21 protein-coding genes are annotated in these 19817 nt (G+C 66.5%); 9 read left to right on the top strand and 12 right to left on the bottom strand.

What is annotated here, in order from left to right; translation table 11 throughout:
* The 4 genes from VFG49_RS09610 to mnmG all read right to left on the bottom strand — a co-directional run.
* Nucleotides 1–794 (bottom strand): Tex-like N-terminal domain-containing protein (locus tag VFG49_RS09610; RefSeq protein WP_324859850.1); only part of this gene is annotated, 794 nt, incomplete at its 3' end.
* A 90-nt stretch (nucleotides 795–884) separates the two neighbouring features.
* Nucleotides 885–1616, bottom strand: coding sequence for a winged helix-turn-helix domain-containing protein (locus VFG49_RS09605; RefSeq protein WP_324859848.1), 732 nt, complete (start codon nucleotides 1614–1616; stop codon nucleotides 885–887).
* 314 nt (nucleotides 1617–1930) lie between these two features.
* On the bottom strand, nucleotides 1931–2719 hold the full coding sequence (locus VFG49_RS09600) for an RDD family protein (RefSeq protein ID WP_324859846.1): 789 nt from the start codon (nucleotides 2717–2719) through the stop codon (nucleotides 1931–1933).
* Nucleotides 2720–2795: 76 nt separating this feature from the next.
* Nucleotides 2796–4670: a tRNA uridine-5-carboxymethylaminomethyl(34) synthesis enzyme MnmG gene (mnmG, locus tag VFG49_RS09595; protein ID WP_324859844.1), complete on the bottom strand. Its 1875-nt coding sequence runs from the start codon at nucleotides 4668–4670 to the stop codon at nucleotides 2796–2798.
* A gap of 378 nt (nucleotides 4671–5048) precedes the next feature.
* Here mnmG and VFG49_RS09590 point away from each other — a divergent pair, with 378 nt between their 5' ends.
* Both VFG49_RS09590 and VFG49_RS09585 read left to right on the top strand, forming a co-directional pair.
* Nucleotides 5049–5216, top strand: a complete 168-nt coding sequence (locus VFG49_RS09590; RefSeq protein WP_324859842.1) for a hypothetical protein — start codon at nucleotides 5049–5051, stop codon at nucleotides 5214–5216.
* On the top strand, nucleotides 5213–5500 hold the full coding sequence (locus tag VFG49_RS09585; RefSeq protein WP_324859840.1) for a hypothetical protein: 288 nt from the start codon (nucleotides 5213–5215) through the stop codon (nucleotides 5498–5500). The genes VFG49_RS09590 and VFG49_RS09585 overlap by 4 nt, the downstream gene beginning before the upstream one ends.
* Nucleotides 5501–5716: 216 nt before the next feature.
* Here the strand turns inward: VFG49_RS09585 and pepN are convergent, their stop codons facing one another.
* On the bottom strand, nucleotides 5717–8374 hold the full coding sequence (gene pepN, locus VFG49_RS09580; RefSeq protein WP_324859838.1) for an aminopeptidase N: 2658 nt from the start codon (nucleotides 8372–8374) through the stop codon (nucleotides 5717–5719).
* A gap of 66 nt (nucleotides 8375–8440) precedes the next feature.
* Here pepN and VFG49_RS09575 point away from each other — a divergent pair, with 66 nt between their 5' ends.
* Complete coding sequence (locus tag VFG49_RS09575) at nucleotides 8441–9445, top strand: aldose epimerase (protein ID WP_324859836.1); 1005 nt, start codon at nucleotides 8441–8443, stop codon at nucleotides 9443–9445.
* Complete coding sequence (locus VFG49_RS09570; protein WP_324859834.1) at nucleotides 9442–10407, top strand: threonine ammonia-lyase; 966 nt, start codon at nucleotides 9442–9444, stop codon at nucleotides 10405–10407. Before VFG49_RS09575 ends, VFG49_RS09570 begins: the two co-directional genes overlap by 4 nt.
* Nucleotides 10408–10618: 211 nt before the next feature.
* On the opposite strand, the gene VFG49_RS09565 is transcribed toward VFG49_RS09570, so the two are convergent.
* Complete coding sequence (locus VFG49_RS09565; protein ID WP_324859832.1) at nucleotides 10619–11500, bottom strand: DMT family transporter; 882 nt, start codon at nucleotides 11498–11500, stop codon at nucleotides 10619–10621.
* 104 nt (nucleotides 11501–11604) lie between these two features.
* On the opposite strand from VFG49_RS09565, the gene VFG49_RS09560 reads away from it, so the two are divergent.
* Together VFG49_RS09560 and VFG49_RS09555 are read left to right on the top strand one after the other, a co-directional pair.
* Nucleotides 11605–11961 (top strand): hypothetical protein, encoded by a 357-nt coding sequence (locus VFG49_RS09560; protein WP_324859830.1) that lies wholly within the window; start codon nucleotides 11605–11607, stop codon nucleotides 11959–11961.
* A 13-nt stretch (nucleotides 11962–11974) separates the two neighbouring features.
* The gene (locus VFG49_RS09555) at nucleotides 11975–12547 is read left to right on the top strand and encodes a DNA-3-methyladenine glycosylase I (protein WP_324859828.1); all 573 of its coding nucleotides are present in this window, start codon (nucleotides 11975–11977) and stop codon (nucleotides 12545–12547) included.
* 122 nt (nucleotides 12548–12669) lie between these two features.
* Here the strand turns inward: VFG49_RS09555 and bioC are convergent, their stop codons facing one another.
* The 5 genes from bioC to bioB form a co-directional block, all read right to left on the bottom strand.
* Nucleotides 12670–13551: a malonyl-ACP O-methyltransferase BioC gene (bioC, locus tag VFG49_RS09550; RefSeq protein ID WP_324859826.1), complete on the bottom strand. Its 882-nt coding sequence runs from the start codon at nucleotides 13549–13551 to the stop codon at nucleotides 12670–12672.
* The gene (gene bioH / locus VFG49_RS09545; RefSeq protein WP_324859824.1) at nucleotides 13548–14318 is read right to left on the bottom strand and encodes a pimeloyl-ACP methyl ester esterase BioH; all 771 of its coding nucleotides are present in this window, start codon (nucleotides 14316–14318) and stop codon (nucleotides 13548–13550) included. Before bioH ends, bioC begins: the two co-directional genes overlap by 4 nt.
* Nucleotides 14315–15094: a sulfurtransferase gene (locus VFG49_RS09540; RefSeq protein WP_324859822.1), complete on the bottom strand. Its 780-nt coding sequence runs from the start codon at nucleotides 15092–15094 to the stop codon at nucleotides 14315–14317. Before VFG49_RS09540 ends, bioH begins: the two co-directional genes overlap by 4 nt.
* Before the next feature lie 29 nt (nucleotides 15095–15123).
* Nucleotides 15124–16308 carry an 8-amino-7-oxononanoate synthase gene (bioF, locus tag VFG49_RS09535; RefSeq protein WP_324859820.1) on the bottom strand — a complete coding sequence of 395 codons (1185 nt, stop codon included), beginning with the start codon at nucleotides 16306–16308 and terminating at the stop codon, nucleotides 15124–15126.
* Between the two features lie 113 nt (nucleotides 16309–16421).
* Nucleotides 16422–17423: a biotin synthase BioB gene (gene bioB / locus VFG49_RS09530; protein WP_324859818.1), complete on the bottom strand. Its 1002-nt coding sequence runs from the start codon at nucleotides 17421–17423 to the stop codon at nucleotides 16422–16424.
* A gap of 145 nt (nucleotides 17424–17568) precedes the next feature.
* On the opposite strand from bioB, the gene VFG49_RS09525 reads away from it, so the two are divergent.
* The 3 genes from VFG49_RS09525 to VFG49_RS09515 all read left to right on the top strand — a co-directional run bounded on the left by VFG49_RS09525 (nucleotide 17569) and on the right by VFG49_RS09515 (nucleotide 18941).
* Nucleotides 17569–17775, top strand: coding sequence for a hypothetical protein (locus VFG49_RS09525; protein WP_324859816.1), 207 nt, complete (start codon nucleotides 17569–17571; stop codon nucleotides 17773–17775).
* A 14-nt stretch (nucleotides 17776–17789) separates the two neighbouring features.
* The gene (locus tag VFG49_RS09520) at nucleotides 17790–18509 is read left to right on the top strand and encodes a ComF family protein (RefSeq protein WP_324859814.1); all 720 of its coding nucleotides are present in this window, start codon (nucleotides 17790–17792) and stop codon (nucleotides 18507–18509) included.
* Nucleotides 18510–18599: 90 nt separating this feature from the next.
* Nucleotides 18600–18941 carry a carboxymuconolactone decarboxylase family protein gene (locus VFG49_RS09515; RefSeq protein ID WP_324859812.1) on the top strand — a complete coding sequence of 114 codons (342 nt, stop codon included), beginning with the start codon at nucleotides 18600–18602 and terminating at the stop codon, nucleotides 18939–18941.
* On the opposite strand, the gene VFG49_RS09510 is transcribed toward VFG49_RS09515, so the two are convergent.
* Nucleotides 18926–19762: a hypothetical protein gene (locus VFG49_RS09510; protein WP_324859810.1), complete on the bottom strand. Its 837-nt coding sequence runs from the start codon at nucleotides 19760–19762 to the stop codon at nucleotides 18926–18928. The genes VFG49_RS09515 and VFG49_RS09510 overlap by 16 nt on opposite strands.
* Between the last annotated feature and the right edge of the window lie 55 nt (nucleotides 19763–19817).

Genomic DNA, 19817 nt, shown 5'->3' with positions numbered 1-19817 from the left:
CGGCCCCGATCGAGAATGCCAGCGTGTGCAGCCACGCGGCCTTCGCCCTCCTGGTGCCCTTGTTCGGCGTCCACATTCGGCGCGAGCTCCAGTTCGATCACGCCTTCGTTGCGCGCGCGCATCAGCGCGAGCAGGCGATGCGAGGGAATCTTGCCGATCGCTTCGACGTGGTCGAAATAGTCTCGGAACTTCGCGCCTTCGTTCTCCTTGCCTTCCACCACCTTGGCGCGGATCTGACCCTTCTCCCACAACCAGTCGCGCAACTCGCCGACCAGCGTGGCGTCCTCGGCGATGCTCTCCATGAGGATGGCACGCGCACCGTCGAGCGCGGCGCGCACATCGGGCACGCCCTTCTCGGTATCGACGAACGAGGCGGCGAATGTGTCAGGCGACTGCGTGGGGTCCTCGCGCAGGCCGATGGCCAACGGCTCCAGGCCCGCTTCGCGCGCAATCTGCGCCTTGGTGCGGCGCTTGGGCTTGTACGGCAGGTAAAGGTCTTCCAGGCGCGCCTTGGTGTCGGCGCTGAGGATGTCGCCCTTGAGCGCATCGGTCATCTTGCCCTGTTCCTCGACGCTGGCGAGGATTGCGCTGCGGCGCTCTTCCAGCTCGCGCAGGTAGCGCAGGCGCTCTTCCAGCAAGCGCAGCTGGGTGTCGTCGAGGCCGCCGGTGGCTTCCTTGCGGTAGCGCGCGATGAACGGCACGGTAGCGCCGCCGTCGAGCAGATCCACCGCGGCATGAACCTGATCCGGCTTGGCGGCGATGTCCTGGGCAATACGTTGTTCGATGCTGAGCATGAGGCTGAAACGTTTCCTGTGCGTTCGACGATGCGTCGCGCCGGCTGGCGGCGCGCCGAATGGTCGATCATAGCAAGAGGAAAGCCGTGCTCATTGCCTGGCGGCAGGAGCCTGTTCCGGCCGCAGGGAGAGATAGCCGCTGCCGCGTTCCGCCTCCTCGTCGGTCGACGGCGAGAAGTGGCTCACGCGGCGATAGCGTGGTGCATGCCTGGGCCGCGATGCATGGGGTGCGTTCTCGTGCGCGAAGGGCATCACCACCAGTGCGGGTTGTGGTGACGCATGGGGTAGTGCCGAAGTCGCGCGCGTGGGATGCCACAGGCTCGCTACCACCAGCATCGCAACTATGACGGCCACGGTGATGGCTGCTGTCACCCAGTGCAGTCCGGGCGTTGGCGGCTTGCGTGCCGGTGTGTCCTTGGCGGGAAGCGCCGCTTTCGCGGCGGGCACTTCCGTGACCGCTGGCGCGGGAACCACGGTTATCAATGCCGTTTTCTGCACCTCGCCGATGAAGCGATAACCCACGGTATGCACGGTGGCGATATAGCGAGGGCTGGCGGCGCTGTCTCCCAGGGCATGGCGCAGCTGCGAGATCACGCGCGTCAGCACGCCCGGCGTTACGTGGCGATGTCCCCACGCAGCGTCGAGCAATGCGTCCTTGCCGACGACTTCGCCGGGCTGTTGCAGCAGCGCCACCAGTACGGCATAGGCCTTGGGCTCGACGGAGAGCTCCACGCCTGCGCGTTCCAGGCGATGTGCGCGCGGCTCGACGACGATGTCATCGCACTGATAGATCCAGCCGCTGTCGGGTAAAGACTGGGCCATGACCTTGCCTGATGCGCGGCCCCCTGCACGCGCAAGCATGCGCCGCGGGAATGCGCTGCCGCATCCGCCATAGGTCATAACGGAATGCGCGCGTATTGGCATCGTCGACGCATGGGCATGCCGGCTTTCGCGCAGCGCGGACGTCTTGACGTCCATGGCATTCCCGTATCGCTTGGGATGGGCTCGCGAAGGCACCGGAAGATGCGAGTACGCCGTGAATGCGGTGTGCCTGCCGCGTCACGTGTGCCAGTGCCATGCAAGCTCTGCGCGTGTACGACGATGCGGCGCCAGCGCGCCGCATCGCGGGAGATGCATCAGGCGTTGAACGAGCCCTGATCGCGATTGGCGCCAGGCCTGGTCACCGTTGCGTTGCCGGTGCGGCCGTTGAGGACCAGCGTTTGCGCAATGAGATCGTGCAGTCCCTGCCTGCGCTGCGTCCACGCCACCATCAGGAAGCCGATGCAAAAGATCATCGCACTGGGGATCTTGGCGAAGTAGCGGCCCGTCGCACGCAGGAACGAAATGCGCTCGCCTTGCAGACCCGTGACGCGGATGCCAAGCGCGCGCTTGCCCAGCGTGCCTTGCCATGGCGAGCTTTCGCACAGCGCGAAATACAGCCAGACAAGTACGGTCTGCGCGATCATCGTGGGAATCATCGCGTTGAAATAGACTTCCAGGGCCTGCAGCGCGACTTGCGGATCGCTGCCGGCGGCCGCGGCGCCTTCGATATACACGTTGCGCGCTTCCGTCGCGCCAAGCAGGCTGCCGAGGATGAGGTTGGGTATCCACAACACCAGCGCGTCGAGGATGTACGCGGCCGCGCGCTTCCAGAAACCGGCATAGTCGGTCAATGCTGCCGCATTGTTGGCTACCGCAGCGGCTCCCCAGACGTGCGCCTGCGGCGGTGCTGGCGGCGGCGAGAAGGCTGGCGGTGCAGCCGGGATCTCTTCGGGGAACAGGCTGGAAAGCGGCGCCCAGTCGGCCATGCCCTCGCGCCAGCCCAGGTCCTGTGGACTCACCTGGCCGCTACGCAGCCACTGGCGCACCTCCACTTCCTTGTAAGGGCCGTGCCGCTCGCCGTCCCGACCGATCCACACTTCCATACACGCATGCTCCGCTGATCCGTGACACGCATGATGCCACGGCAACGCGGCATCCGCCGCGCGCACAGATGCGTGATCAGGCTGCCGAACGCTTCAGGTGCACCAGCAGCAGCGAGATGGCCGCGGGCGTGACGCCGCTGATGCGCGCCGCCTGGCCGATGGTTTCCGGCTGCACGCGCTTGAGCTTGAGCAACACCTCGGAGGAAAGCCCGCGCACCTTGTCGTAGTCAAAGCTGCCGGGAATCGCGGTCTGTTCATGGCGGCGCTGGCGTTCGATCTCGTCGCGCTGGCGATCGAGATAACCCGCGTATTTGGTCTGCACCTCCACCTGTGCGGCCACGTCGTTGTCGCCGACTGCCGGACCAATGCCATCGACCGAGGTGAGCTTGGCGTAGTCCAGTTCGGGGCGGCGCAGCAGGTCCAGCGCATTGGTCTCGCGGCTCAGCGCGATGCCCAGCTGGCTGGCGATGCGCGCGCCGAGCAGGTTGGATGGCGCGGCCCAGAGGGTGCCGAGGCGCTGCGTCTCGGCCTCCACCGCATCGCGCTTGGCGCGCAACGCATCGAAGCGCGCCTGCGGCACGAGGCCGAGGCGGTGCCCTGTTTCGGTAAGGCGCAGATCGGCGTTGTCCTCGCGCAGGTACAGGCGATATTCCGCGCGCGAAGTGAACATGCGGTAGGGTTCGATGGTGCCATTGCTGGTGAGATCGTCGATCAGCACGCCCACGTAGGCCTCGTCGCGGCGCGGATACCAGGGCTGCTTGCCCTTCACGGCCAGTGCGGCGTTGAGGCCGGCGATGAGGCCCTGCGCGCCCGCTTCCTCGTAACCGGTGGTGCCATTGATCTGGCCGGCGAAATACAGGCCGCCAATGGCCTTGGTTTCCAGCCACGGATGCAGGCCGCGGGGATCGAAGTAGTCGTATTCGATCGCATAGCCCGGCCGCGTGATGTGCGCGTTCTCGAAGCCCTTGATGGAGCGCACCAGCGCCAGCTGCACGTCGTACGGCAGCGAGGTGGAAATGCCGTTCGGATAGACCTCGAAGGTATCCAGGCCCTCGGGCTCGATGAAGATCTGGTGCGAGGTCTTCTCGGCGAAGCGCACCACCTTGTCCTCGATGGAGGGGCAGTAGCGCGGGCCGACGCCTTCGATCTGGCCGCTGTACAGCGGCGAGCGATCGAGCGAGCCCCGGATCAGCGCGTGGGTGGCTTCGCTGGTGTGGGTGATCCAGCAGCTCACCTGGCGCGGATGTTCGTCGCGCGAGCCCAGATAGGAAAACACCGGAGCCGGATCGTCGCCGGGCTGTTCCTCCAGGCCGGTGAAATCGATGCTGCGCAGGTCGATCCGGGGCGGCGTGCCGGTCTTGAGGCGCTCGGCGGCCACCGGCAGTTCGCGTAGCTTCTGCGCCAGCGTGCTCGCCGGCGGATCGCCGGCACGGCCGCCAGCGTACTGCGCCGGACCGATGTGGATCTTGCCCGCCAGGAAGGTGCCGGCGGTGAGGACCACGGTGCGGGCGCGGAACGACAGGCCCATCTGCGTCACCACGCCAACCACGCGGCCGCCCTCCATGATCAGATCGTCCACGGCCTGCTGGAACAGCTCCAGGTTCGGCTGGGTTTCCACGATCCGTCGAATGGCGGCCTTGTACAGCGCCCGGTCCGCCTGGCAGCGCGTGGCGCGCACGGCCGGACCCTTGGAGGCGTTCAGGGTGCGCCACTGGATGCCGGCGAGATCCGCCGCGTGGGCCATGGCGCCACCCAGCGCGTCGATTTCCTTGACCAGGTGACCCTTGCCGATGCCGCCGATGGCTGGGTTGCAGCTCATCTGGCCGATCGTTTCGATGTTGTGGCTCAGCAGCAGGGTGCGCGCGCCTGTGCGGGCGGCGGCCAGCGCCGCTTCGGTGCCGGCATGGCCGCCGCCGATCACGATGACGTCGTAGTGGGTCGGATGGAACATGGAAATCTCGTCGTAGCGATGTGTCGAAGGGTCGGCTTCCCGCCGGACTCGCGCCGCTGCCGGTCCCGCGCTGGGGCAAGGGATGCCCCGAACGCACAGGAATGGACCAAAAGCGACGCATATGGTAACGCCAGCACGGCTCCTGCGTCGCTGGCACGCTTCCTGCTTTATCTTCCTCGCACTTTTCACGGGCAGAAGCTGCGCGATAACGCGCGCCGAGATCGAGCGACAGGGGCTTGATCGCGTGCCGGGGAGAGGAAGCAAGACGGCGCCCCTAGGGGCGCCGTCGTTTTTTTGCAGGCCTGCCCGGGATCCGGGTTTTCTTGGCCCTATTTAAGATCTGGCGCCCGGCGGTCTCAGGAACAGGGGGAATCCAGGATGACCGTGTTGCCGGACGCCAGAAACCGTGAATTCGGCTCGCTGGCAGCGGACTTTCTTGCTGCGCGTTGGGGTGGATATTTACGCCTCCAGCGTGAACGTGGAGTGACTAAAACGCCTATTTGTGCCGAGTCTTGGCAACTGCTGACGTACAGCGTCATTGCGTGATCGACAGCCGTTTTTCATGTGATCTCGATCACATTTTGGCACGGGCATTGCTTTTTGCATTCGTGCCAGCCAAGGCGAACGTTTGGGGGACTCGCGTCATGGAACTCAGCTTCGATTTTCAACCGGTTTACCAGCACCACGATCTGCTGATCGAGCTTGGCCGCGTGGAAATGGCCATGGACCATCTCGACCAGCGTACCGAGACCGAGCGTCAGGCATTGCGCCCGCGCCTGATCTCGCGCATCAGCCGCCTGCGCGACGAATTGAAGCGCCTGGAGGCCTGACCAGGGCGCGTACTCGCGCCGTTGCATCGCCAGTTGGACGTCCATACGTCCGGAAGGCGAGGGCATGGATGCCAACGGGTCGGGTCGCCCGTCCAAGCCGTTGCCCATCGCACTGCGGCCTTCCATTCGACCACCGCATTACGCCCGGGTGCCCCGTCTTGGACGGGTCGCACTCGGGCGTTTCTCTTTCTGCATCAGGCTCGCGCCGCGCGCGAATCAACCATGCAGCATGCTCTGCACGATCTCGGCGAGGTTGCGTGACAGTCCGGGCTGCGCGGCCATGCCGTCGATCGCTGCCCGTGCCAGTGCGCGGCGGGCCGGTTCGAGGCGTTGCCAGCCATTGAACGCCGTTGCAAGGCGGGCCGCGATCTGCGGATTGATCGCATCCAGCTGCTTCAGTCGCTCTGCCAGCCACTGGTAACCGCTGCCATCCGGACGGTGGAAGCCATCGGGATTGCCGCGCGCCCATGCGCCCAACAGCGCGTTCACGCGGTTGGGGTTCTTCAGCGTGAAGGCCGGATCGGCTTCGAGCATGCGGACGCGTTCCAGCACCAGCGCGCCGGGCAACTGGGTCTGCACCGAGAACCACTTGTCCATGGCCAGCGGGTTGTCGGCGTAGCGTGCGCGAAAATGCGTGAGCGCGGCACGCGCCTGTGGTGCGTCACCTCGCACCAGCACGGCCAGCGCAGCAAGGCGGTCGGTCATGCCGGGAGCGTTGTCGTATTGCAGCGTGGCCAGCGCATGCGCCGTCCAGGGATCGATGCGCGACAGCAGCTCGAGCACGCGGCGTTTCAGCCGGCGGCGGGCCTGGCTGAGCGCGTCGAGCGCAAGGCTGGTGTGCGTGGCCAGCGCCTCGTAGCGTCGCTGCAAGGCCTGCTGGCCGATGCGCAGTGCCAAGTGCTCCTGCAATTGCTGGCGCAGCGTGTGCACGTGTGCGGGATCGACCTGGCGCTCGCGTTCCGACAGCTCGATTTCGCCCGGGGGCGTCAACAGGTCGGCGAGCAGGGCGGCATCGACGGCATCGTCGTCGAACAGTGCGGCAAGCGCGTCGCACCATGCATCGAGCGCCGATGTGTCGTGCCCGTCGCGCAGATTGTCATACGCTCGCGCAGCCAGCTGTTGCCCCGCCTCCCACCGATTGAAGCCATCCGGATCGTGGCGCAGCAGCAGGGCGAGATCGTCCGGTGCGTAATCGCATTCGAGAATGACGGGCGCGGAGAAACCTCGCAGCAGCGACGGCACGGGTGCCTGATTGATCTGCTGGAATACAAACGACTGCTCGGTTTCCTGCAGCACCACCACGCGTTCCGTCGCGCCGGAATCGGCCGCTGAGTCGCCGACCAGATGCAGCGGCAACATTCCGCCCGTGCGGTCGAACAACGCGAGCTTTACCGGAATCGGCAGCGCCTGCTTCTGCGGCGGATGCGGCGTGGGTGGCGTGTGCTGCGAAAGCGTCAGCGTGTAGCTGCGCTGGGAGGCGTCATAGTGGCCGCGCGCGGTAAGACGCGGCGTGCCGGCCTGCGAATACCAGGCCAGGTAGGGCATGAGGTCGATGCGGTTGGCCTCGCCCAGCGCGCAAAGGAAATCCTCCAGCGTGGCGGCGTGGCCGTCATGGCGCGAGAAATAGCGATCCATGCCCTGGCGGAAGCCCTCACGGCCGAGTCGGCCGGCCACCATGCGCACGAGCTCCGAACCCTTCTCATAGACCGTCGCGGTATAGAAGTTGTTGATCTCGCTGTACTGCGCGGGACGCACCGGATGGGCCAGCGGGCCGGCGTCTTCCGGGAACTGCGCGCGGCGCAGCAAGGCCACATCCTCGATGCGCTTGAGCGCGGGCGAGTTCATGTCCGCCGAGAACTGCTGCTCGCGGAACACCGTGAGGCCTTCCTTCAGCGACAGCTGGAACCAGTCGCGGCAGGTGACGCGGTTGCCGCTCCAGTTGTGGAAATACTCGTGCGCGACCACCGCTTCCACCGCGCGGTATTCGTCGTCGGTGCTGGAGTCGGGATCGGCCAGCAGGTACTTCGCGTTGAAGATGTTGAGGCCCTTGTTCTCCATCGCGCCCATGTTGAAGTCGTGCGTGGCGACGACATGGAAGACATCGAGATCGTATTCGCGGCCGTAGGTTTCCTCGTCCCAGCGCATGGAACGTTCCAGTGCATCCATCGCGTAATCGCAGCGGCCGATGGCATCGGCCTCGGCCCAGATCACCAGCTTCACGGCGCGACCGCTGCCCGTCACGTAGTCGCGCTCGATCTTCTCCAGCCGGCCCGCGACCAGCGCGAACAGGTAGCTGGGCTTGGGATGCGGATCGACGAAACGCGCCCAGTGCCGGCCATCGGCGAGCTCGCCCTGGCCATCCGGATTGCCGCCGGCCAGCAGCACCGGGAAGCGCTCGCGGTCGGCGCGCAGCGTCACCGTGTAGCTGGTGAGCACGTCAGGCCGATCCGGGAAGAAGGTGATGTGGCGGAAACCCTCGGCCTCGCACTGCGTGAGCAGGAAACCGCGTTCGCGCGGGCCGGACAGGTACAGGCCTTCCAGCGTCGTATTGGCGGCGGGATTCACGCGCACACGCGTCTCCAGCACGCTCCCATCGCGCACGCCATCGACTTCCAGCACGCCATCCGCAAGGCGCCACGCGGTGGTGGGAAGCGGTTGGCCATCGATGCTGATCGAAAGCAGTTCCAGGCCTTCGCCATCCAGGCGCAGCGGCGCCTCCTGCGCGGCGTCGCGCGCCAGTTCCATGCGTGCCGCCACTTCCGTGCTGTCGATGCCCAGGTCGAATACCAGCTCCAGCCGCGGCACGCGCCATGCCGGGGCGCGGTAGTCGCTGAGACGGATCAGGGAGGGAGAGCTATCGGGGCGAGTCGTCATGGCTACGGCTGGGGAAGGTAGGACAAGTCAGGCTAACATGCGGCTCTTTCCGGACAGGACAAGGCGATGGCGGAGTATCTTGCGGAGCGCGGCCAGCTGGGCGGCCATGAGCTTGCCGTCCTGACTGACGCGGCGCGCGGTCGTCGCGTGCGCATCGCGCGCCGGGGCGCGACCTTGCTGAGTTTCGAGGTGCCCGGGCCCGAAGGCGTGCGCAACATCGCCGATGGCTATCGCGACGCCGAGGAGCTGGACACACGCCCAAGCTCGCGCTTCGCCATCATGGCGCCCTTCGCCAACCGCATCGCCGATGCGCGTTACGTCTTCGACGACGAGCCCTACGACCTGCAACCCGGCGTGGAAGGTGCCTCGCGCGCCGCGCGCCACGGCTTTGTGCGCGCCGTGGAGTTCGATCTGGTGGCATGTGCGGCAGATGACGCCTCGGCGCGCGCCACGTTCACCACGCAGGCGATTCGCCCCGGCGTGCACCCGGGTTATCCGTTTGCCATCGATCTGGCGATTTCCTACGTGCTCGACGCCAGCGGACTCACGGTGGAAGCCGTGATGCGCAACGCAGGGGAACGGGCGGCGCCGTGCTTCTTCGGCTGGCACCCGTATTTTCGCCTGTCGGACATGCCGATCGAAGGCTGGGAATTGCAGATTCCCGCCGACAGCGTGGTGCGCACCAGCGAGGATTTCATCCCGCTTCCGGGCGAAGCCGCGCGACTTTCCATGGACCATGCGCCGGAGCTGGATTTCCGCGAGATGCAGGCAATCGGCCCGCGCGAACTCAACCACGCCTTTGCCGACCTGCGTTACGACGTCGATGGGCGCGCACGCACGAGGCTGCGCGCACCGGATACGCAGCTGGCCATTGCCGTGTGGCAGATGTCGGGCGTGATGCTCGCCTTCACCGCCGATACGGTGACGCGCGACATACGCCGTTCCATCGCGCTGGAGCCGATGGAAAGCTGGTCCGATGCGTTCAACCGTCCCGATTGCGCTGAGGCGATCCGGCTTGAGCCCGGCGCAGAGCGTCGTTTTCTTTGTGGTGTGGAGATCGAAAATCCATGAGTTCGACCATCAATCGCACGGCGTTGCCCACCTTTGCGCATATCCAGGAAGCAGCAGCGCGCATCGCGCCCTATGCGGTGCTGACCCCGGTGCTGCGCAATGCCAACTTGAACGCGTTGACCGGAGCGGATCTGTATTTCAAGTGCGAGAACCTGCAGCGCGGCGGAGCCTTCAAGTTTCGCGGCGCCTGCAACGCCGTCTGGTCGATGGAGGATGCGCTGGCCGTCAACGGCGTGGTGACGCATTCATCGGGCAACCACGGCAATGCGCTGGCAATGGCTGCCGCGACGCGTGGCATTCCCGCGCATGTGGTCGTGCCCGATGGCGCGGTGCGCACCAAGGTCGAGGCGATCGAACGCGCGGGCGCCATCCTGCATCGCTGCGAGGCCACGCAGGCCGCCCGCGAAGCGAAGGCCGAAGAAGTGCAGCGCGCCACCGGCGCCGAACTGGTACACCCGTTTGCCGATACCCGCGTGATGGCGGGGCAAGGCACGGCCGTGCTTGAAGTGCTGCAGCAGAGCGGCGGCCTGGATGCCGTCATCACGCCAGTGGGTGGCGGCGGCTTGATGGCGGGCACGGCCATTGCGGCGCACGGTGCGTTGCCAGGGCTGGACGTGCACGGTGCCGAACCCGCGGGCGCCGATGATGCAGCGCGTTCGCTGGCGCAGGGTTCGCGAGTGGGCCCGTTCGTGCCGCACACCATCTGCGACGGCCTGCGTACCTTGATCGGCGAAACCAACTTCGAAGCATTGCGCATGCATCGGGTGCAGGTGACCACGGTGAGCGACGAAGAAGTCATCGCCGCAATGAAGCTGCTGTGGAACGAGTTGAAGATCGTGGTGGAGACGTCCAGTGCCACCGTGTTTGCGGCGGTGCTGAAGCGGCCGGAGTTGTTCAAGGGCAAGCGTGTCGGTCTGATCCTTACCGGCGGCAATGTGGATATCGATGCGTTGCCGTGGTGAGGTCCGGGGTATCCGGTTTGCGATGATGAAGTGATGGCGTGTTCGCTTCGCAGGCTTTTCGCGCACAGGGTGCGCTCCTGCAAAAAGAGCGAGCAGACTGAGTTGTTGTTGTGGGAGCGCACCCTGTGCGCGACTGCAGCCTCGCAACGTACCGCCCCGCGGGGTTTTCGCGCAGGGGATGCGCTACTGCAGATTCCCAAGGCGTGATTTTTCAGGCCTTGCGCAAGCCCACACCGCTTACGGCGGCCAGTCCCAGCAGCACGAACGCGATACCCAGTACTTCCATGGCGCTGGGACGCTCATGCAGGATCGCCCACGCCAGCAGCACGCTGACGATGGGTACGCCGAGGCTGGCCAGGGTCGCTACCGCGGTGGGCAGGCGCTGCAGCACCACCAGCCACAAGCCCCAGGCGATGCTTGAGGCCATCACCACGCTGTAGGCCAGCCCGCCGATGAAGCCCCAGGTCCATTCGATGGAACGTTGCGGCACGCACAGCGCGATGACCACCAGCGCGATCGCGCCGTAGAGCATCTGCCAGGCCGTGAGGTTGAGCGGCGAAGGCGCGTGATGCAGGAAGACACGCTTGCTCAGCACCGTGCCCATCGCCCAGGCCGCACCGGCGCCGATGGCCAGCAGTGTGCTGCTTGTGTTCCCCAGGCCATGCCAGGGTTCGATGATGCAGGTGAGGCCGATGGCGGCCAGCCCGAGTCCCAGCCAGCGGCGTGGTGTCAGGCGTTCGTGCAGGATCATCCACGCCAGCAATACGGCCCAGAACGGCATGGTGTAGGCCAGCAGCGCAACGCGGCCGGCGCCGCCGCTCACCAGCGCCCATTGCCCCAGGCCCTGGAATGCGGTGGTCTGGCACAGACCGATCAGCAGCGTGGGTACGAACGGCGGTGGGCTCAGCGATTGCCGCGTTGCCACCAATGCACCGAACAGCACGAGGGCGCCGAGCACGTAGCGCAGCGCGGCGAAATCGAACGGACCCGCATGCTGCAGGACCTGCTTCATCACCACCCAGCTGTAGGCCCAGATCAGGATGGTGGCGACAAGCGCAGTCACGGCGCCGCGCGCGGGATTGGAGGCAGTCATCGTGGTCCCAGGGAAAGGCCGGTTCGCGCGCGCCTGGGTGCTTGTGACGCGCGCGTGGGTGGGATAGCGTCCTCGCTCATCCGCCAACTTACAAGGGTAAGCGCATGGCCGGCACGAGTTCATGGAATGCACCCGTCGCCTGCCTTGGCCTCGCGGCCTTCGTCGGCATGCTGTTTCGCTTTCCCGTGTTGTTGCGGTTGATGGAGGAAGGCGCCGTGTCGCTGTTGCGCGCCGCACCGACGGTCATCGGCGCGTTGCTGCTGTTGGTGGCGAGCCTGGGCCTGTTGCTTCGGCGCCCCGCGCGTGGCCGGCTGTTTGCCGTATCCGCGGCGGCGCTGCTGCTGGGGCTGTGGTGGCTGCCCACGCTGGTGTTCTCGTTCTGGCTTTGGATGGCGGTGCTCGCGGCGCTGATCGGTGCCGTGATGGGATTTGGCACGGCGCGCGGACGTCCAGCCGCCTGAAAGGAAAACCTCGATGACTTCGAAAGCGACGAAAAAGCGCTGCGCCTGGGGCGAGAGCGCGGACATGCACGACTACCACGACACCGAGTGGGGCTCGCCGCTGCACGATGACCAGCTGCTGTTCGAGTTCCTTTGCCTGGAAGGCGCGCAGGCGGGGCTCTCGTGGCGCACGATCCTGCTGAAGCGCGAGAACTACCGCCGCGTCTTCCACGATTTCGACATCGCGCGCGTGGCGGCGATGAAGGACCGCGAGCTGGAGAAGGCGCTGCTTGATCCGGGCATCGTGCGCAATCGGTTGAAGGTGTATTCCACCCGGGACAACGCCGCGGCGGCCCTCAAGGTGATCGACGAGCACGGCAGCCTGGACCGTTACCTGTGGTCGTTCGTCGACGGCAAGCCGCTGCGCAACCGCTGGACCGGCCAGGGCGATGTACCCGCCAGCACGCCGTTGTCCGATCGCATGAGCAAGGAACTGAAGAAGCGTGGCTTCCGCTTCGTCGGCACCACCATCTGCTATGCCTTCATGCAGGCGACCGGCATGGTCAATGACCATGTGGTGGGTTGCTTTCGATACAAGCAGGTGTGAGTCAGCCGCAGCGTTTTTTGTTGGAGCGCGCCGAGTGCGCGATTGAGGCGACAAGCCAGAGCACAGGCACGTCCCTGCGTTGATCGCGCACTGGGTGCGCTCCTACAGGGGAGGGCGCGGTGTCAGCGTCGCCGCGAGCCGCGCAGGCTGTCGATCGAGAAGCTGGCCATTTCGCCGCCGCCAGCGAGGCGGCGCGATTGGCCGGGCGGTGGCCCCCAGGCATGCGCGGTCACCACTTCCCAGGTGGCGGGAATGCGGCCGTCGACGCGCATGGTTTCGTAGGCGGCGAGCATGCGCTGGTAATGGCGCTTGCCGAGCAGGTGCCGCTCGCGTTCGCGATCGGCGTTGGTGGCGCCCAGGCCCTGTAGTTCCTTGAGCAGCATGCGGGGTTCGCTGTAGGTAAGCGTATAGCGGTCCACGTCGAGCACGGGGTCGCGCAGGCCGGCGTTGATCATCGCGTCGCCGAGGTCATGCATGTCGAGGAAGCGACTCACGTGCGGTTGCTCGTCGGCTTGCGCCCAGGCGGCACGCAGTTCCTTCAGCGTGTCGGGACCGAAGGTGGAATACACCAGCAGGCCGCCGGGCTTGAGCACGCGCACGCATTCGCCAAATAGTGCGGGCAGGTCGTCGATCCACTGGAAGCACAGGTTGGAATGCAGCACGTCCACGCTGTGGTCGGGCAACGGCAGTGCGGTGGCTTCGGCGCACACGCGCTGGAACGGCTTCAGCCAGCTCACATGTTTCTTCGCCGCGCGAAGCATCGGCAGCGCGAGATCCATCGCGACGACCTGTGCCTTCGGATAGTGCTTGCGCAACAGCGCCGTGCCGCGACCGGTGCCGGCACCCACGTCGACCACACGCTCAGGCGTTTCCAGGTAGAAGCCGAGGCGATCGAGCAGCAGCGTCTGCACTTCCTGCTGCAACGCATCGTGCTGCTCGTACGTCGCGGCGGCACGGCTGAAATTACGCCGCACCTGGCGCTGGTCGACATGCGAAGGACTCATCGGAACGTATCCAGCAAAGGCATCAGTGCCGCCTTCACGGCGTCGGCGTAACCGAAGAACGGCGCGTGGCCGGCGTGGGCGACTTCCACATAGTGGCCGCGCGCCTGTTCGGCGGACCATGCCATCGCGGGAGGCGGCACCAGTCGGTCGCGATGGCCGGCGATCCACGCGTTGGGCACCGGCAGCGAAGCGAGATCGGCGCGACGGTCGGCGGTTTCCAGGATGCGGATGCCGTCCTGCAGTACGCGCAGGTCTGGCTCGCCGCGCGTGAACATCAGGCTGCGAAGGTGGCGCAGTTCGGCGCGCGGATCGGGGCTGCCCATTGCTTCCAGTGCGATGAAACGCTCCAGCGTGGCGTGATAATCGGTTTCCAGGTCATCGGCGAGCTGGCGCACCAGCTTCGGGTCGCTGCCGTAGGGCCAACTTTCATCGCGCGAGAATTTCGGTGTGCCGCAGATGACGCCGAGGCCACGCGCGTTCACCGGGCGCTCCAGTGCGGCCGTCATGGCGATGAGTCCGCCCAGCGACCAGCCGATCCAGATCGCTGGCGGCGTGCGCTCGGCGATGGCCTGCACGCAGGCGGACGGTTCAAGCGACAGGCTGCTGTTGCGCGAGTAGCCATGGCCGGGAAGATCCACCACGTGCATCGTGCAGCGATCGGCCAGCGCGCTGCATAGCGGCTCCATCATGCCGCCGTGCATGGCCCAGCCATGCAGGATCACCACGGGAGTCTCACCGTGGCCGTGGGTTTCGATATGGAGCGTCATGCGAGGCTTTCTCCCTCTCCCCGCTGGGGAGAGGGTTGGGGTGAGGGGTGCGAAGGCGCGAGGCTCTTGTCCACTGCACCACGCTCATCGAACACGAAACAATCGCCGCGCCAGTGCGCGCCGTCGGTCTCTTCGAAATACTTCAGGATGCCGCCTTCGAGCTGGTAGACGTGTTCGATGCCAACGTCCTGCATGTGCAGCGCAGCCTTCTCGCAGCGAATGCCGCCGGTGCAGTACGACACCACGGTCTTGCCCTCGAAACGCGCCCGATCGGCGGCGATGGCATCGGGGAATTCGGTGAAGCTGGCGATGCGGTAATCGACGGCATCGTTGAACAGGCCGACATCGGTTTCGTATTCGTTGCGCGTATCCAGCAGCACGAGTTCACGACCATCGTCATCGTGGCCCTGCGCCAGCCAGCGTTGCAGCGTCACCGGTGCCACCGAAGGCGCACGCGCGCCTTCCGGACGAATCGCCGGCATGCGCATGGTGATGATCTCCTTCTTCACGCGCACGCGCATGCGGCCGAACGGCACTTCGTCGGAAATGGACTCTTTCGGTTCCAGTCCGGCGAAGCGCGTGTCCTCGCGCAACCAGTCCATGAACGTGTCGATGGGCTCGCGCGGGCCGGCCAGGAACAGGTTGATGCCTTCGGGCGCGAGCAGGATGGTGCCCTTGAGCTGCAGCGCCAGGCAGCGCTCAAGCACGCGCTCGCGCAGCGTGGGCAGGTCGTCCAGGCCGACGAAGCGGTAGGCGGAGAGATTGATGATGGACATGGCGGGGAACGGGTACGGCAAGGCCGCCATTATACGGGCTGGCTCGCAGGCAGCCGGGAAAGCGCCTCCAGCAGCCGATCCACGTCGTTTTCCCCGTGGGCGGCCGACAGTGTGATGCGCAGGCGCGCCTTGCCCTGCGGCACCGTGGGTGGGCGGATGGCGGTGACCATCAAACCCTGCTGTTCCAGCGTGTCGGCGGCTTCCGTGGCCGCCGACGCATCGCCCAGCAGCAGCGGCTGGATGGCGGTGTGGGATGGCATCAACGCAAGACCCAGTTGCTGCGCTCCCTGACGGAAGCGGACGATCAGCGCGTGCAACCGTTCGCGGCGCCAGCTTTCCGATTGCGCGAGCCTCACGGCGGCCAGCGTGGCGGCAGCCAGCGCGGGTGGCATCGCCGTCGTGTAGATGTAGGTCCGCGCGAACTGCACGAGACCGTCGATGAGCGCCGCGGGGCCCGCGACGAACGCACCGCTGCAACCCAGCGCCTTGCCGAGCGTGGCCATCAGCACCGGAACGTCGCGCTGGCTGAGTCCGGCATCGCCGACACAGCCTTCGCCGCGTGCGCCGAGGACACCGAGGCCGTGTGCGTCATCCACCATGAAGGTGGCGCCTTCACGCAGGCAGAGCGCCGAGAGCTCCCGCAGCGGCGCGATATCGCCATCCATGCTGAAAACGCCATCGGTGGCGAGCAACGCGGGTGTGTCGCCGCGGTTCGCCAGCTGGCGCGCCGCGGCATCGACATCGGCGTGCGGATAGCGCTTCAACTCGGCACCCGCCAGCTGCGCCCCATCGAGCAGGCAGGCATGATTGAGTTTGTCCTGCACGCACACATCGCCGTGTTCCAGCAGTGCCTGCATCACGCCGAGGTTGGCCATGTAGCCGGTGGAGAACAGCAGCGCGCGTTCGCGACCGGTCCACTCGGCCAGCGCCTCTTCCAGTGCGGCGTGGGCGCTGCGATGGCCACCGATGAGATGCGCGGATCCGCTGCCCACGCCATCGTCATCGACGCCACGCTTCAGCGCGGCGATCAAGGCGGGATGCTGCGCCAGGCCGAGATAGTCGTTGCTGCAGAAGGAAAGCAGGCGGCGGCCATCGCGCTGCACCCACATGCCGTCGACATGATCGATCGTGCGCAGCCGGCGCTGCAGGCCAGCCTGCGCGCGCTGTTGCGCGTGCAGGGCGAGGCGGGCGAGCAGGTCGGGGCGGGTGGTCATGGCGAGAGGCTTATCTGTAGGAGCGCACCCAGTGCGCGATATCCGTTGCGACGTGGCAGCACCATCGCGCTGCGATCGCGCACTGGGTGCGCTCCTACAGCCGAGGCGGGGCGTTACGCCGCGCAGTGCTCCAGGATGTCCGCGTGCACAGTGCCCGACGTTTCCACTACTTCCATCGGATGCAGGTCCAGGCGCTTGAACAGCTGGCGGTCGTGTTCCACGTCCGGGTTGCCCGTGGTCAGCAGCTTTTCGCCGTAGAAGATCGAGTTGGCGCCGGCGAAGAAGCACAACGCCTGCACCGCATCGTCCATCTGCTGGCGGCCCGCCGAGAGGCGCACCATCGACGCCGGCATGAGCAGGCGCGCCACGGCAATCGTGCGCACGAACTCGAACGGGTCCAGCGCCTGCGTGCCGTTGAGCGGCGTGCCTTCCACCTGCACCAGCTGGTTGATCGGCACCGATTCGGGATGCTCGGGCAGGTTGGCCAGCGTCTGCAGCAGGCCGGCGCGCTGCTCGCGCGTCTCGCCCATGCCGACGATGCCGCCACAGCAGGTTTTCAGCCCCGCTTCGCGTACGTGCCCCAGCGTGTCCAGGCGATCCTGGTACTGGCGCGTGTGGATGACTTCGCCGTAGAACTCCGGCGCGGTGTCGAGGTTGTGGTTGTAGTAGTCCAGCCCCGCCTGCTTGAGCGTGCCGGCCTGCTCGCTGTTGAGCATGCCCAGCGTGGCACAGGTTTCCAGCCCCAGGCCCTTCACCGCGCGCACGATCTCGGCCACCTTCACCACGTCGCGGTCCTTCGGGCTGCGCCATGCGGCGCCCATGCAGAAGCGCGAGGCGCCGGCATCCTTCGCGGCCTGCGCGCGTTCCACGACAGCCTCCACGCTCATCAGCTTCTGCGCCTGGACGCCGGTGTCGTAGCGCGCGGCCTGCGGGCAGTAGGCGCAGTCTTCCGGGCAGCCGCCGGTCTTGATCGACAGCAGGGTGGAAACCTGCACGGCGTTGGGGTCGTGGTGTTCGCGATGCACGGCGTGGGCGCGGTGCAGCAGGTCATTGAACGGCAGCGCGAACAGCGCGGCCACTTCGGCGCGGGTCCAGTCGTGGCGGATCGGTTCCATGGCGACAGCTCTGGGGTGGGGATGGCGCGACAGTTTGGCAGGGTGTTGCCCTCTGTCAACTTATCGCTAGCGTGGTAGGTTGACGATGCGTTGGCGTATGGCTGGCGCTACCATCGACCCATCCACTCCATGGGAGCCTCAAGGCATGAGTGCAGGACAGGGCAGTTCGGGCAACGTGCTCGCCGCCATCTGCAGTTTCTTCATTCCCGGCCTGGGCCAGCTGGTGCAGGGCCGGTTCTGGATCGCGCTGGTGATGTTCGTGCTGGCCGCCATCCTCTGGATCGTGTGGCTTGGCTGGATCATCCATCTCTGGTCGATCCTCGACGCGGCGCTGTTCAAACCCAGGAACTGAATGAGGCCATGCGCATGGATGCGCTTTCCTGCTGGTTCGCGGCGAAGGACGCGCTGCAACGCTTTGTCCTGCCGCACTGTTGCCTGCTATGCGGCGCCGCCGGCGAGGACGCCATTGATCTATGTCGGGCCTGTACCGCGGAACTGCCGCGCAATCGCACTTGTTGCGCGCGCTGTGCCCTGCCGCTGGCCGAACCCGCCGCCTTGTGCGGCGCATGCCAGAAGCGGCCGCCACCGTGGGATGCGGCGTGGGTGCCGTTCCGCTACGCGTGGCCGCTGGACAGGCTGGAATCGCGCTTCAAGTTCGGCGCCGACCTGGCGGCGGGCCGCGTGCTGTCGACGCTGTGGCTGCGCGAAATGCCAGACGCGGCGTGGCCCGCGCTGATCGTCCCCGTGCCGTTGCACCGCACGCGCCTTCGCCAGCGTGGCTACAACCAGGCGCTGGAGCTGGCGCGGCCGCTGTCGCGTGCCTTGGGCGTGCCGTTGGGTGCGTATCACCTGCGCCGGGTGCGGGCCACGTCCGCGCAGACCGAACTGGGCGCGCAGGCCCGCCGCCGTAACGTGCGCGGCGCGTTTGCCGTGAGCGAAACCGGCTGGCCGCCACACGTCGCCCTGGTCGATGACGTGATGACTACCAGCGCCACGCTGGAGGAATGCAGCCGCGCGTTGCGCCGCGCCGGCGTGCAGCGCATCGACGTATGGGCATTGGCGCGGGCGCCCTCGATCCGCGACTAGGTCGGCGCATCACTCCAGCCATACAAACGCGGGCGCAGCATGCGCGGGCCGCGCGCCCGTGCGCGCCCACCCGCTTCGAGGAGACGCACCATGATGAACTGGCCGGAATACCGCAAAGAACTGATTGGCCGCATCGGCGAAATCGGCAAGCTGAGCCCGGACACGGTAGCCGGCTACCAAACCCTGTCCAACGCGGCGAACAAGACCGGCAAGCTCGATGCCAAGACGCGCGAACTGATCGCGCTGGCGGTGGCGGTCACCACGCGCTGCGACGGTTGCATCACGGTGCACACGGCCGAGGCACTCAAGCACGGCGCCAGCCACGAGGAAATCGCCGAAGCGCTGGGCGTGGCGGTGGCGCTCAATGCAGGCGCGGCGCTGGTGTACTCGGCGCGCGTGATGGATGCCGTGGGCGCCTACGAGGCCAAGTGACGCGGCACGCGATAGGAATCGGCCACTACCCAGGCGCCGCAGGCGATCGCGGCGGAAATGACGAACGCCGTCCACGCAGTACGGTCCATGGGCTGGGCAAGGATGGCCGGCCCCCAGATCACCAGCGTGATGATGCCGAGCATGACGGCTTCCAGCGCGGCGGCCAGCTTAGGCAGCACACCGAACAACACGCCGAGGCAGGCGAGGATGCTGCACGCGCCGGTGAGATAGGCGCAGGCCACATGGAACGGCAGCCATGCGGGCATCAGCGCGATGGTCTGCGGCGTGTAGAAGAAGTGCGAGAGCCCGATCGCCGGCAGCGACAACGCAAACAGCACGCGCGCCGCTCGAATGCCCCGCTGGCCCACGAGCCAACGCGGACCACGCCCGCGTTCGCCAACATGGCACGCGAACAGTATCCACGTGCCCGCGAGGATCACCGTGATTTCGCCAAGGCCGAGCCAGGTGGCCTCCATCTGCGGAACGATCAGCACCGCGGGCAGCTTGAGCAGCACGGCCCACATCAGCATGAAGGCGGCAAGTACGGCCGATGCCGTTTTCGCCCATGGCCTGAGCAGCAGGCCGATGCCGCAGGCCAGTTCGATCAAGGCGAAGACATAGGCAATAGCGACGGCGCCCGGCAGGTGTTCGATCGGCAGGTGTTGCCAGACCATGGCGACGTCGCCATGGATGAAACCCAGCACGCCCAGCCCGATCATGCTGGCGGCAAGGCCGACCTGGGAGGCAGGCGGCGGAAAGCCGGTGACATCGCCCGGGATCAACGTCGCCGTCGCGACCGTGGCATGCTGCGAGCGATCCATACCGTGCTCCCTCGTGGGTGGAGACTCAATCAGTGTTGCCTTGGGCGTGCTGGAT

The sequence above is a fragment of the Dyella sp. genome, from assembly GCF_035685885.1.
Taxonomy (GTDB): Bacteria; Pseudomonadota; Gammaproteobacteria; order Xanthomonadales; family Rhodanobacteraceae; genus Dyella.
Note: the sequence above shows the minus strand (reverse complement) of the source record. Positions and strands in the feature narration are given on the sequence as shown.

Coding starts and splice junctions, on each gene's coding strand:
- VFG49_RS09565 (WP_324859832.1), bottom strand. CDS start 11,500: ATGACTGCCTCCAATCCCGCGCGCGGCGCCGTGACTGCGCTTGTCGCC.
- VFG49_RS09525 (WP_324859816.1), top strand. CDS start 17,569: ATGAGTGCAGGACAGGGCAGTTCGGGCAACGTGCTCGCCGCCATCTGC.
- VFG49_RS09515 (WP_324859812.1), top strand. CDS start 18,600: ATGATGAACTGGCCGGAATACCGCAAAGAACTGATTGGCCGCATCGGC.
- VFG49_RS09555 (WP_324859828.1), top strand. CDS start 11,975: ATGACTTCGAAAGCGACGAAAAAGCGCTGCGCCTGGGGCGAGAGCGCG.
- VFG49_RS09575 (WP_324859836.1), top strand. CDS start 8,441: ATGGCGGAGTATCTTGCGGAGCGCGGCCAGCTGGGCGGCCATGAGCTT.
- VFG49_RS09605 (WP_324859848.1), bottom strand. CDS start 1,616: ATGGCCCAGTCTTTACCCGACAGCGGCTGGATCTATCAGTGCGATGAC.
- VFG49_RS09590 (WP_324859842.1), top strand. CDS start 5,049: ATGACCGTGTTGCCGGACGCCAGAAACCGTGAATTCGGCTCGCTGGCA.
- VFG49_RS09540 (WP_324859822.1), bottom strand. CDS start 15,094: ATGTCCATCATCAATCTCTCCGCCTACCGCTTCGTCGGCCTGGACGAC.
- VFG49_RS09560 (WP_324859830.1), top strand. CDS start 11,605: ATGGCCGGCACGAGTTCATGGAATGCACCCGTCGCCTGCCTTGGCCTC.
- pepN (WP_324859838.1), bottom strand. CDS start 8,374: ATGACGACTCGCCCCGATAGCTCTCCCTCCCTGATCCGTCTCAGCGAC.
- VFG49_RS09600 (WP_324859846.1), bottom strand. CDS start 2,719: ATGGAAGTGTGGATCGGTCGGGACGGCGAGCGGCACGGCCCTTACAAG.
- mnmG (WP_324859844.1), bottom strand. CDS start 4,670: ATGTTCCATCCGACCCACTACGACGTCATCGTGATCGGCGGCGGCCAT.
- bioB (WP_324859818.1), bottom strand. CDS start 17,423: ATGGAACCGATCCGCCACGACTGGACCCGCGCCGAAGTGGCCGCGCTG.
- VFG49_RS09520 (WP_324859814.1), top strand. CDS start 17,790: ATGGATGCGCTTTCCTGCTGGTTCGCGGCGAAGGACGCGCTGCAACGC.
- VFG49_RS09570 (WP_324859834.1), top strand. CDS start 9,442: ATGAGTTCGACCATCAATCGCACGGCGTTGCCCACCTTTGCGCATATC.
- bioH (WP_324859824.1), bottom strand. CDS start 14,318: ATGACGCTCCATATCGAAACCCACGGCCACGGTGAGACTCCCGTGGTG.
- VFG49_RS09510 (WP_324859810.1), bottom strand. CDS start 19,762: ATGGATCGCTCGCAGCATGCCACGGTCGCGACGGCGACGTTGATCCCG.
- bioF (WP_324859820.1), bottom strand. CDS start 16,308: ATGACCACCCGCCCCGACCTGCTCGCCCGCCTCGCCCTGCACGCGCAA.
- bioC (WP_324859826.1), bottom strand. CDS start 13,551: ATGAGTCCTTCGCATGTCGACCAGCGCCAGGTGCGGCGTAATTTCAGC.